Source organism: Paenibacillus sp. FSL H7-0918 (genome assembly GCF_038007025.1).
Lineage (GTDB): Bacteria > Bacillota > Bacilli > Paenibacillales > Paenibacillaceae > Paenibacillus_AQ > Paenibacillus_AQ odorifer.
Genome location: NZ_JBBOWJ010000005.1, coordinates 97,063 through 109,880, shown reverse-complemented (window position 1 = coordinate 109,880; position 12,818 = coordinate 97,063). Strand labels below are relative to the sequence as shown.

Genomic DNA, 12,818 nt, shown 5'->3' with positions numbered 1-12,818 from the left:
AAAGAGATCCTGCATCTAACCCCTGTATCCCTTCGAAAATAATACAAATTCTGGAACCAGAACACGTTCAACATATCAAAACTAAAAAAGGTTCCGAAACAATCATTTACTCATATCTCCCCTATCTAACCGTGTTCTGAGCTAATGATTATAGGACAGCGAATGGATTGTGATCATACAACACGAATAGCCACACAGTAGCCAGCACATAATAAAATTCACAACCATTAGGTAATCAAGGAGGAATTTTCAATTGAGCGCAAGTAAACCAGACAAGAATCTGATCAACACTGTAAAAGATTTGGAAGCCACGCCCGTAAACAGCCTGGAAGCCCAACAGCAGCAACAAGCCCGTAATGATCGCCGCAAGCAATCCCAGCATGACAGCGACGGCAAATTCACGGAAAATGAAACCGGGAACTTTCATTAAAGTCGGGGATAATGTTGGCATCTTTTTTTCAAGCTGCAATAACGTAAAAAGACACCCTTCAAGGTGTCTTTTCTTTTACTACCTATGGAGCCGCATCATAATGTATTTTCCTCTGATCAATACGTATCAACTGCTCATCCTGTAATCCAAGCAATGATTTTGTCACGGTCTCACGCGCCGTTCCTGTCATATCCGCCAGGTGTTGATGCGTTAATTTCAAATCGATTAGAACACCTTTATCAGAGGGCACTCCGTGCTGTTCTGTTAGACGCAACAACACGTGAGCAACTCCAGATAGAACCAGATAGTGCTCCTCTCCCTCTTCACCCTCAAAAAAGATGGACTCTCCTTTTATATAAGTACGCTCGCCACATACCTTAGCAATTTCAGCTAATTATTCATCATCAAGATGTTCAAAGAACGGAAAATCCCGTAACAGTTGGGTTTGTGATTGAGTATGTTTCACAAATTTTCCAAATGAACCATCACAAAATGGAAGGTTTTGGTTGTTTAGGACAAGAATAAAGTTAAGATTCTAAATTTCGAGAAGTGAGTTGATGAACATGAGTGATAAGATGGTGGCTGTTTTAAGAAGACAGTTTGATCCAACCGTAGAAATGTTGAAGAATCTTATCGAAGTATGTCCTGATCATTTTTGGAAGAATGCCAAGCATAAATACTGGAAGCATATATTCCACGCTACAACCAGCATGAAATTTTGGTTTAGGCAGCAGAAGGATGAAGAATTCACGATACCTGACTTCGGTAAAGATATAACAGAAGACTTAGATAAGGAGTGCTCTGACTACCCTACTAAGGAAGAAATGACGGAGTACGTAGAGGAGATATTGAGTGTGGCTCGTAATTTTTTTGCTGAACTTACTGACGGCAGATTATTGGAACCATGTGTACTATACGAAGAAATAACTAAAACTGATGTTATCCTCATGCAGATAAGGCATGTTCAACATCATATAGGTTATTGCAACAGCATATTGAATTCGAATCACCTACAAACAGCAAAGTGGCTATGATAAAATTAGTGACCGAAATCAGCTTCTTTACCACGAGGAGTGTTATTTAGTATGGTTTATGAATTTGATAGTGAGATAAGGCTGCTGGAAGGTAAAATGAAATGGAAAGTAGTCTATTTCCCCTATTCAGTAAGGGAGATATTCAATACTAATGGTAAAGTACCTATTCAAATCTCTGTTGACGGGCACGAATTTGACCATACTTTATTGCCGTCAAAGAATGGGCATTATTTTGTTTATAACGAATTTATTCGAAGAGCAGTACAAAAAGAGCTCGGTGATACATTACATATAATACTTAAGAAATGTGAGGAAAATCGTAAACTGATTGTGCCTGATTACATTACTACAAACCTTGAAGAGTACCACATGCTGAATACATTTCTAAACCAGCCTGATTACATTAAACGAGAGCAGATTAATTATATTGAGCTTGCTAAAAAGGAAGATACAAAAAATAGACGAATACTAACTCTAATTGATAAACTTAAGGATTAATAAAGGGACGACAATAAAGTTGAGGTAAAATAAAGACATCAGAGTTAAGCAACGAATAAAATGAGCACAAAACTTTAAAAAATCACAAAAAAAGCGATGAGAAACAATCCTCATCGCTTTCACATTACTAAAACCAGACTTGTTACAGCAAACCTCTGCCATAGTAATAGATGATCGTTTAAGAGTCAGCAACCCTCTGCCCCCTTACGTGGTGCTGGCACGTCGATTAGCAAGCGCCATAGCAGCGGCGTAGCCGGAGCTCCAAGCCCATTGCAGGTTATAGCCGCCGCAATCTCCATCCACATCCATCACTTCACCTGCCAAATACAGCCCAGGGACTAACTTAGATTCTAACGTTCCTTCGGTTAGCTCCGTCGTATCGATGCCACCGGCTGTTGTTTGTGCATTCGTGAAGCTATTGGTATCGGTCACTTTAAATTCCCAATGCTTCAAGATTCGATAAAATATTTTCTTGGTTTTCCATGATAAATCCATACAAAGCAAGTGCGGCTGTTGATCAATTCCAGCCTCCTTCAGCAGAACTGGAATCAGTTTCTTGCTGACGATGCCCACAAAAGAATCGGCAACCGTCCGGTGTCCGAAGATCCCCCAGTGGATCTCCAGAAAATCAATTAACTCTTCCTCCGTCCGCTCCGGCATTAAATCAACCGACAATGTCACCGATTCTCCTATTCCGAGATTATACGCAGCCTTTCTGCTGAGCTGAAGTATGGGCGGGCCCGAGATACCATAGTCCGTAAAAAGAATCTCACCAGACTCAGTGCGGATGACTTCATTGTTTACGATAACATGGGCCTCTCCCTCAAATTTGATGCCCGATAGTTCCTTCAAATACGGATAATCCAGCTTCAATTGTACAATGCCTGGCACCGGGTTGATCAGGGTGTGCCCCAGGCGTTGGACAAGCGTATAACCGGATCCGTCCGTTCCCGTTTTGGGAGCGGTAAGGCCGCCTGCACATAGAAAAAGATAGTCGCTGGTATACACAACCTGTTCCTCTGTCTCCGTCTGGCAGGTTATCGCGAACCGCGGATGTCCCGCCGAAACGGTAACATCCAACACTTTATGTTTATAATATACGGGAACATTCCGATCCTCCAGCGCCAGCTTAAATACACCCGGCACCGAAGCCGCCTGCAGCGACATCGGATACATCCGGCCATTCTCCAAGCTTACAAAAGGAAGCCCGAGTGAGGAGAAAAATTCGATCGTTTGGCGGACACCGAATTGCCGCAATACATGTATTGGGAATCCTTCCTGATTACTGTGATACTTGCGTGATAAAGCGGCCGCTTCATCCGTACCGGTGGCGGTGGATTGGTTCGTAATGTTGCAACGCCCGTTACCCGTCGTTATTATTTTCTTCCCAAGCCGGTCATTGCTTTCAATAATTGCTGTATCAATACCTTGATCCCTCGCTGTAACTGCAGCCATTAGACCTGCAGCACCCCCACCGATAATGAACAGCTCGTGGTGCTTAGAAGTCTGATCCTTATACATGTTAATTGATGCATCCCTTTTCCTAATAAATTTATTGAATTGACTTAGCTAGCGCCATGGCGGCCACATATCCGGAACTCCAGGCCCATTGCAGGTTATAGCCGCCGAAATCTCCGTCGACATCCATCACTTCGCCAGCCAAATACAGCCCAGGCACCAGCTTGGATTCCAGCGTTCCTTCGATGAGTTCCGACGTATCAATGCCGCCGGCTGTCACTTGCGCATTCGTAAAGCCATTGGTATCCGTCACTTTAAATTCCCAACGCTTCAAGATTTGATAAAATTTCCCCTTAGTTTTCAACGACAGAGCCTGGCAAAGCAGCTGTGGTTGCTGATCTAAGCCGGTCTCCTTGAGTAGGACCGTAACAAGCTTCTTGTTAAAGATGCCAACGAGAGAATCCGCAACCGTCCGGTGTCCAAAGGTCTCCCAGAGCCTTTCTAAAAACTCAACTAACTCTTCCTCCGTGCGGCCCGGCATCAGATCAACCGACAATGTTACCTGTTCTCCTCTTGCAAGATGATACGCAGCCTTCCTGCTTAGCTGAAGAATTGGCGGGCCGGTAATACCATAATCCGTGAAGGCAATTTCACCCTGTTCACTGCAGATGACTTTACCGTTCACAATGATATGGGCTTGTCCCTGAGATTTGATAGTGGACAGTGCCCTCATATTCGGATATTGCAGCTTCAATTGCACAATGGCCGGCAAAGGCTCAATCAGGGTGTGCCCCAGACGTTCGGCAAGTGTATACCCAGGAGGTTCTTTTCCCGCATTTGGACCGGCAAGGCCACCCGCAGATAGAAGTAGATAGTCGCTAGTATAAACAACCTCCTCCTCTGTCTCCGTTTGGCATTTTATCTTGAAGCGCGGATGATTCTTCGAAACAGTAACATCCAACACTTTGTTATTGAGGTATACCGGAACATTCCGATCCTCCAGCGCAAGCTGGAAAATATCCAGCACCGCTGCTGCCTGCAGCGACATTGGATACATCAAGCCCTCCTTCAATCTTGTAAGTGGAAGCCCGAGAAAGGAGAAAAAATCTATAGTCTGACGGATGCCAAATTGCCGCAATACCGCAAGTGGAAATCCGGCCTGATTACTGTGATACTTGTGCGATAAAGCAATTGCTTCATCCGTACCCGTCGCAGTGGATTCATTCGTAATGTTACAGCGGCCATCACCTGTCATTAATATCTTCTTTCCAATCCGGTCGTTACCCTCCAGAATGGCAGTATCGATACCCATATCACGCGCAGTAACGGCGGCCATTAGTCCGGCAGCACCTGCGCCGATAATAAACAGCTTGTGGTGCATATAAGTCTGATTCTCATACATGGTTGGTCAATGCATCCTTTATCCAATTTTTCTAAAACACAGAGTCACTTTATTAAATTATAGCATAAGTATACTGGTTTTCATTTATATCTCCCTATTAACTCTTCCTATCCTAGGTTTGCCTTTTTTATCCCTATATAGAACCTTAAATTTTCCTTCACACCTTCTTCACTGCAATCTTTAATTCCACATACGAAAGATACTGGATCTAGCAAGATACTCATTTTTTTGAACCGCCACGCATAGTCCAGATCATATTCTGAAAATATGAAAAAAGACACCTTTCATGGTGTCTTCAATAGTACTCCATATGGAGCCGAGCCATGGCTGTACAAATCCACAATTCGCCGCCGTGTGATGATTCGGATGTTCGGCGAGGTAGCATAGTTTAAGATCATTCCTTGGTCAGCGTATCGATGCGCGTGTGGCATTGCCCAGCGGATCAAATACGCCATTCTTCTTCCCATTGATAATACTAGCTTCTGCTTCATCTTTAATTAGATTCACTGCATAAGAGCTTGCGGTAGACATATCCGTAACTTTGCCTTTGGAAGCATCTTTATTACACTGATTTAGCCATTCAAGGAAAACAAACTCTCCTATAAAGAAAGGCGATCCTTGAGTAGCATAAAAAAGAGTTGCAACGACAACAAGACCTAGACGAAGCGTTCGAAGCGGTTAATTACAAACTTCGCAAGTACGATCAAATCTAGAAGGGGCAAATAACGGCTGAGCAGGAGTTTGTAATGGGTGATCACGAGGTAATGCATGACGAGTTCCTCTAAATATACACAAAAAAGAACCTTCAACCACTTAGCTTGTGGTTGAAGGTTCTTGCTGTTACGAACTCAGTTTGGCCGCTTCGAGCAAGCGTTGTAAAATGACGGTAGCTTCGGCACGTGTAATGACATTGTTCGGCGTAAGCTGTCCTTGATTGCCTATGATAATTCCGTATTTAACGTTAAGTGCAGCTGCCGCTCTTGCAGACAAGTCGAGCAAATGATGGTCTTTGAATGTGCTAAGCTGTTGAGCGGCTTCGCTATCGGAAATCGCTGTATCCATCCCAGCAAGCCTCATGGCTTTCCCCAGCAACACCATTGCTTCTTCTCGGCTTAGCTTCTCGTTGGGAGTGTACTGGCTGTTGTTACTTGCCGTAACTAACCCGTAGCCTTCCGCAATGGAGACCGTTTCGTAATACCATTGCCCGCTGTTGACGTCAGTAAAGCTAGTAGGCTGATCAACCGTGTGTAATCCGAGAGCCCGGACCAACATCGCCGTGAACTCAGCTCGGGTAATTTGCTTGTTCGGTTGAAAGCTCGATTCAGTGACACCTTGGACGATCAGCTTGGACGCTACTTGTTCGATATCATACTTCGCCCAATGATTCTGAATATCCGCAAAGGTTTTGTCATTCTCTATAACGGCATAGACGCTATTTGTCAGGCTATAAATGACAGCAAAGGTCTTGCCGTTCTCCCTCATCATTCGGGTAGGTACCGGCACGATGTTTCCATCCTTCGTCATCGTAATCCCCGTTATATTTTTATTGTGATCATCTGCTGAATTGGGAATGACAATCGTCCGCTCGACATAGCTAAGAAACTTGTTGAGCTCAATCGTCTTACCGCCATGTGCTGCTGTGATGTTGAAATCAATCGGCGGCGACAAGAGTCTTGCCTTCCCTATACTATTAGCAAGTTGCACGATATCGCTTTCTGGTACATTGGTAATCTCGACTTGAATCACCATGTTTCGCAGTGCATCCTCCGAACCGAAACGCTTCGTGACAAGACTCCAATCGATCCGGTTGGCAGCTAGAAGATAGGAACCAAGCTCCGTTTGAATTAGAATAACTGCGTTTCGGTCATTCAGTGTTGTGATAAGCTGACCGTTTAAGAGCAGAAGAACACGATCTGAATCATTATGGACCGGTATGTTAATGACTGGCTTATCGGGTAAGGAATCGAGGTAACGCGATAATTTCTTCTCGTCGATGGTTACCGTTGTCACTTTCTTTCCGTTCATAACAGCAGTTGTTTCTTTGGCTAAATCCTTCTGTTTAACTCCATTGATCTCGATCTCTAGCCCTAAGCTTGGAATTGGGCTTGTACTTGAGCTTGTACTTGGGTCTGAGCTTGAACCTGAACCGGATTCAGGAGTCGAGATGTTCAGCGTAAACGTGGCAATCGTCTGATTTCCTGCTTCATCGATGACGACTAGCGTGTAGTTGCCAGAAGATATAACTCTCGTTCCGGTTGTGAAGGGCTGACCGTTTAATGTAGCGGTACCTTCATTAAATCCAATCGTCAACGGACTGGTGTAGTTGCTTATTCCTACAGTTAGACCGGTTATAATCGGGTTTGTTCGATCAATTGTGAAAGAAATCATTGTGACGTTACCCGCCTCATCCGTCACCACAAGCGTATAGTCACCTTCGGCAAAAACCGTTGCGCCACTTGCGAATGGATCTCCGTTCAAGGTCGCCGTACCTTCATATACGACAAGCTCCCATTCCTCATCCCCCTTTCAAATCTACAATAATTAGCTCCTTTCCTATTTGCTAGATTTAAAACAGCAGGAACAACATAGAAACCTCTATAAAAAATAGAACAAATGTTCTTGTTTTTCATTGATAATTTTGCTAATATATTAATAGAACTTACCAAATAGAGGTATACATCAAGATAACATCAGAAGTAGGTAACTTTTAATACGATCTAAGCCTAAAACCTTTATGTGTTATTAGAGGGAACTACAAGTGTCCAAATTCTTTATTACTACAACAAATATACTGATAACAAGGTAATCATGAGGTTCATACAGAAGACTGTTCCTATATTCCCAACTCAACAAATCGAATTTTAATTGGTTACGAAAATAATTGTCAATCTGCTATTCAACGAGTCAAAAAAGATACAAACAAATTAAATTATGATGGTTGCTACTTCTGCTGTAAGGATTGTCACACAAGCTAACCAACGCTAGTATGCTTTTCAATTTCATGAGAGATAGAAAATGTAACCAACCGCAAATTCTCCTTTTTTTATTTACACAAAAAAGCGACCAATTAAGGTCGCTTTTTCTAAAACTCCATATGGAGCCGAGGGGAGTCGAATCCCTGTCCGAAGATAACGGCACATAAGCTTCTACGAGTGTAGTCACAGTTTTGATGTCACCCGAGTATCGCCCCGTAACCGCTATACGTTGGGTCAGCCTGATTGTCTTTCAGCTCACCGCAGGCGGAGATGAGACAGCGTATCCCACTATTTGTTAGCCCCTATCCCTGTCACATGGGCGATGCAGAGTAGAAGCACGCACAGTTTCTTAGGGCTGCGAAAGCGCAGTTGTTTTGTTGTTTGCCGTTTAATAGGCTTTAGCGTTGATGAAGCGGACGCGTCCTCACTACTCGCTACTCATGCTCGAACTACCCCTGTCGAATTCAAGAACGGCCCTCATTAAAAGGGCGCTTTCGGATCAAGCGGATCTTCCAAGCAAGAGAGATCCACCTTACAGCTTCTTATTCAAGAAAACTGTAACGAAGCAATAACTAACTTAAGCCACCAGCAGAGCACATTTATCAACACTTTAACACGTGGGTTAAAGGAATTGAAGGTTGAAACTGGAACTCATTTGAATCGTCTAGTTCTCCCAGATTATCTGGCGATCTTTTGCTTATCACGCAGTACACGCTGGATAACAGTTGAGCATCTCGCTTGGCAGCCGAGTCACGTTTGTCATACTCTTTTTTTACCTTTACCAAGACCAATCAGCAGCTTCGCATATTCCGGCATAAATCTTAAGTGGCACAATCGTAAACCCATCTCGCTTGGACAAGCCCAGCAGTTTATGAATTTGCTCCTTATGCATTAACAATTTACGTGTGCGTGTGTGGGATCAGTAGGATTGGCACGGTTACCTTGTTCAAAAGGGCTGATATGCATGTTGCGAATCTGAATCTCACCATTGCGGATCGTAGCAAAAGCATCTCCAATATTAGCGCGGCCATTACGCAGCGACTGATCTCTGTACCCGTCAGCACCAAGCCAGCTTCATATCCTCGATAAAATAATCATGGGAAGCTTGTTCTGGGCGAAAATACCGTCTGCTTTTTTACCCATGAGAATCACTCCTTGAATCATATTCAAGGTTAAAGAAATCTTCATGCCCGTCTAATCTAAACGACACAGCCATCGAACGTCTGATCTATATTGTAACAAATGGAATCTAGTGTGAGCGCAAGGAACCTTCCACCAAATATACCTCACCTAATTTGTCATATAGTTGTCAGTAACATTACCCAATATCTAGCATTTGTTACAAAAGCATTAAGCTGAGTTGATCTGGAGTTTTTTCAGCAAATAGCGATGTTACCCTTTTTTACTTGTGCGCCTTAATTAACAGATAGTTATCCACTAATCTCCACATATCTATATCCATCTACCTCAATTACTTATTACCTATTTGTTCTCATCATCCGCTTCCCCCTACTTGATATACATCTATTCGACGCCTATTCAAATAGTGCCACTTACCTATACTGTGCCTATCCTCTACCTATCCTATCCTCTACCTATTCACTTGCTATCACCTACGTTTTTCTATATAAATGTATTTCAGCAACTATTTAAGCCTTATCACCGCCAAAAACTAATTAGTTGCAGTTTCTGCAGCTAAAAGTGAAATCAGACCAATTAGAGGTAACTCATCAGATTTAGATGTACAAAATGCAACTAACTACCACTTTTACTACATAACCTAAATTTAACTGCACATAGTGCAATTAACCAAGTTGATGATTAGTTAAAAAGCACCGCCCGGAGGGACGGTGCTTAAGTATCGTTATAGAGTTACGCAACGCGTAACCGTCATTTATTTCTTTTTACGCTTACGTGGTGCTCCTTCTGGAGCGCTCTCCAATATTGTCACTTCGTTTAGAAGTGACTTGCCTGAGACGTCTCTACGTTGCCTGGTGTCACGGACTGGCCGATGAACACGCCGCCTTTGGTTTTCCTTTGCGGCGGCCTTTACTCAGGAGTGCCGTTACGACCTTCTCCACCGCCAAAGTTACTCCCGCGATCCTCGCGGCTGCGGAACTTCGTGCTGCCGTCCACGCCCCGCGCTTCGCCGCTGGAGGAGTCGGACGGAGCGCCGTATCCGCCTTTGCCGGAGCCAAAGCCGAAGCTGATGCCGCGTCCACCACCGCACCGCCGTGTCTCCGCCGCGGCCTGCCCGCCGCTGCGCTCACGCGGCGCGCCTGCGTTGCCGCCAGCTTCGCCTCTCCGCGCTTCCTGCGCCCGGCGCAGCAACCACCCGGCTCGCATCCTCGCCGGCCTCGCGCCCGCGCTTCCGCTTACTGCGGCCGCCTGCTGTGCCAATCGCCGCTTGCGCGGCCCTTCACCGGCGCGCACACCTGCGCCCGGCTTGCCCTTGCCCGCGCCCTGCAGCAGCGCCGCCGGGTTTCGCTTACCGCCGGGCAGTTCCTTGCCCGCGGCGCCTTTACCCCCGGCCGGCTTAATGAAGCCGCCACCCGAACGGCCGCCTCTGCCTTCCGCGGCCGCCCTGCAAAGCCACCGCCGCGGTGCTCGCCTGGCGCGCGTGGCTTCATGTCGACCAACTCGAAATCGATCGTGTGGTCATCCATATTTACTTTGGCGACTCGGATCTTCACCTCGTCACCAATGCGGAACACACGCGATGTGCGCTCGCCAATAAGCGCCATATGACCTTCGTCGAAGTGATAATAATCGTCGCTCATTGCACTGAGACGAATAAGACCTTCGACGGTATTATCCAGCTCGATGAACATTCCGAAGCTGGTCACACTGCTGACCATAGCCTCGAATTCCTCGCCTACTTTATCCTGCATGTATTCTGCTTTCTTCAGTTGCTCCGTATCGCGTTCAGCTTCTACCGCCACACGCTCGCGTTCCGAGGACTGCTGAGCAATGTCAGGCATCCGGCTAGACAAATAATCATGCCGTTTCTGGGTCAGTGCCCCTCCATTCTCAATCACTTCACGCATTACGCGGTGAATGACCAGATCGGGGTACCGGCGAATTGGAGAAGTAAAGTGAGAATAGTATTCCGCAGCCAGTCCGAAATGGCCCGTGCTCTCCGCATCATACTTTGCCTGCTTCATGGAACGCAGCATCATCGTACTGATGACCGTCTGTTCCTTTGTGCCTTGGATTTGCTCCAACAGATCCTGCAAAGCACGTGGATGAACCGAATTGCCACGGCCCTTGACGTGATATCCGAAATTGGCCGCAAAAGCCATGAAATTCTGCAGCTTCTCTGGGTCTGGATCTTCGTGAATCCGGTAAAGGAACGGAACCTTCAACCAGTGGAAATGCTCAGCAACCGTTTCATTTGCCGCCAGCATAAACTCCTCGATAATCTGCTCCGCTACAGAACGTTCACGCTTCACGATATCTACAGCCTTGCCGTTCTCGTCGACGATGATTTTGCTCTCTTCAAAATCAAAATCAACCGCACCCCGGCGCATCCGCGCATCGCGCAGCTTCATCGCCAATTCTTTCATGAGGCGGAAATCATCAATTAGTGGACTATAACGTTCCAGCAGCTCTGGATCTTCATCTTCGAGAATTTTACGAACATTGGAGTAAGTCATTCTCTCTTTGGTACGAATCACGCTCGTAAAGACATCGTGCTTCACAACCTTCATTTGCTCGTTAAATTCCATTTCACAGGACATTGTTAACCGGTCTACCTGTGGATTCAAGCTGCAAATCCCGTTCGATAGACGGTGCGGCAACATCGGAATAACCCGGTCTACCAAATACACACTACAACCGCGGTCATAGGCTTCTTTATCCAGCTCAGAGCCTTCACGCACATAATAACCTACGTCTGCTATATGGACGCCCAGCTTGTAATGTCCATTCTCCAAGCGCTGTACGTTTACCGCATCATCCAAATCCTTAGCATCTTCGCCATCAATCGTAACAATGTTCAGTCCGCGCAGGTCGCGTCTTCCTTGCTCCGCAATCTCCTCTTCTGTAATTGAATCAGGAGCACTATCGGCTTCATCCATCACTTCAGCTGGAAATGCTTCAGGCAATTGATGTTTGCGGATAATGGAAAGAATATCAACACCCGGATCATCCTTATGTCCGAGAATTTCAATAATTTCACCCTCTGCCGCTGCTCGGCCTTCCGGATAACTCACAATACGCACAACGACCTTTTGACCATCTACAGCCCCTTTAAAGGATTGCTTCGGAATAAAAATATCACGATTAATCCGCTTATCATCAGGCAGCACAAAACCATAGGTCTCCAGGTTTTGAAAAACACCTACCGTCTGCAACACGCCACGTTTTACAATACGTACTACTTCGCCTTCCATACGTCCGCCGGACGGACTTTTAGAGGTAATACGAATCAGAACGATATCGCCATTCATAGCTCCCTTAAGATCATTTGCATGGATATATACGTCAGGATGATCACGATCATCCGGGATTAAAAAAGCAAAACCCTTCGCATGTGCTTGTAAACGTCCACGCAGCAAATCCATCCGTTCTGGCACGCCATAACGTGCAGTACGGGTCAATACAATTCTTCCATCCTGCTCTAATTCAATCAGCAGCTCCTCGAACTTTTTAAACCCTTCACTATCCTCTAGAGCAAAATGACTCACCAGCTCTTCATAAGTCATTGGTTTATATGCAGTTTCCCGCATGAAATCGAGTAATATTTCTTGTGTTATCATGTTCGTCACCCCAGCCCTCCGCGGCTTCAAGCCGCTGGCAAATATGTATATCTTGTCCTGCCCTGCAGTAATGCCAAGTAAATTTTACCTTTACTACTTCATACCCTAGTATACACGAAATCAATCCTGCGCATCCCTGTTACTGTCATCCAAAGGTTAACACAGTACAAAATTTCCTTTAACTGCTGAAATACATCCATGCCAATTTCAGATTTACTTCCTATCGATCCAGCCTTTTTCTTTGCGAATATGAAAAGAAAA

The 12,818-nt window shown here is 45.3% G+C and carries 8 protein-coding genes, 1 other RNA gene and 2 pseudogenes; 3 read left to right on the top strand and 8 right to left on the bottom strand.

Annotation, left to right across the window (positions count from 1 at the left end):
* The first annotated feature begins 253 nt into the window (after positions 1 to 253).
* Positions 254 to 430 (top strand): hypothetical protein, encoded by a 177-nt coding sequence (locus MHI15_RS27985; RefSeq protein WP_175617392.1) that lies wholly within the window; start codon positions 254 to 256, stop codon positions 428 to 430.
* Between the two features lie 82 nt (positions 431 to 512).
* Here MHI15_RS27985 and MHI15_RS27980 read toward each other — a convergent pair whose 3' ends face one another.
* Entirely contained in the window at positions 513 to 710 is a 198-nt protein-coding gene (locus tag MHI15_RS27980; RefSeq protein WP_076126901.1) for a helix-turn-helix domain-containing protein, read from the bottom strand.
* 283 nt (positions 711 to 993) lie between these two features.
* Between MHI15_RS27980 and MHI15_RS27975 the strand changes: the two genes are divergently transcribed.
* Positions 994 to 1,464, top strand: a complete 471-nt coding sequence (locus tag MHI15_RS27975; protein WP_175620008.1) for a DinB family protein — start codon at positions 994 to 996, stop codon at positions 1,462 to 1,464.
* A 51-nt stretch (positions 1,465 to 1,515) separates the two neighbouring features.
* Positions 1,516 to 1,962 carry a YdeI/OmpD-associated family protein gene (locus MHI15_RS27970; protein WP_076279925.1) on the top strand — a complete coding sequence of 149 codons (447 nt, stop codon included), beginning with the start codon at positions 1,516 to 1,518 and terminating at the stop codon, positions 1,960 to 1,962.
* Positions 1,963 to 2,166: 204 nt separating this feature from the next.
* Here MHI15_RS27970 and MHI15_RS27965 read toward each other — a convergent pair whose 3' ends face one another.
* The 7 genes and pseudogenes from MHI15_RS27965 to rnr form a co-directional block, all read right to left on the bottom strand.
* A complete protein-coding gene (locus tag MHI15_RS27965; RefSeq protein ID WP_076279924.1) occupies positions 2,167 to 3,483 on the bottom strand; it encodes a BaiN/RdsA family NAD(P)/FAD-dependent oxidoreductase in 1,317 nt (438 codons plus the stop codon).
* Positions 3,484 to 3,514: 31 nt separating this feature from the next.
* Positions 3,515 to 4,822, bottom strand: coding sequence for an aminoacetone oxidase family FAD-binding enzyme (locus MHI15_RS27960; protein WP_081387271.1), 1,308 nt, complete (start codon positions 4,820 to 4,822; stop codon positions 3,515 to 3,517).
* 284 nt (positions 4,823 to 5,106) lie between these two features.
* Positions 5,107 to 5,289, bottom strand: a complete 183-nt coding sequence (locus MHI15_RS27955; RefSeq protein WP_139329976.1) for a hypothetical protein — start codon at positions 5,287 to 5,289, stop codon at positions 5,107 to 5,109.
* A 373-nt stretch (positions 5,290 to 5,662) separates the two neighbouring features.
* A complete protein-coding gene (locus tag MHI15_RS27950) occupies positions 5,663 to 7,300 on the bottom strand; it encodes an S-layer homology domain-containing protein (RefSeq protein WP_341165152.1) in 1,638 nt (545 codons plus the stop codon).
* A gap of 614 nt (positions 7,301 to 7,914) precedes the next feature.
* Positions 7,915 to 8,275, bottom strand: a transfer-messenger RNA (tmRNA) gene (ssrA, locus tag MHI15_RS27945).
* Between the two features lie 200 nt (positions 8,276 to 8,475).
* Positions 8,476 to 8,940, bottom strand: a pseudogene (gene smpB, locus MHI15_RS27940) (SsrA-binding protein SmpB).
* A gap of 906 nt (positions 8,941 to 9,846) precedes the next feature.
* Positions 9,847 to 12,557: pseudogene (gene rnr / locus MHI15_RS27930) on the bottom strand (ribonuclease R).
* Positions 12,558 to 12,818 lie beyond the last annotated feature (261 nt).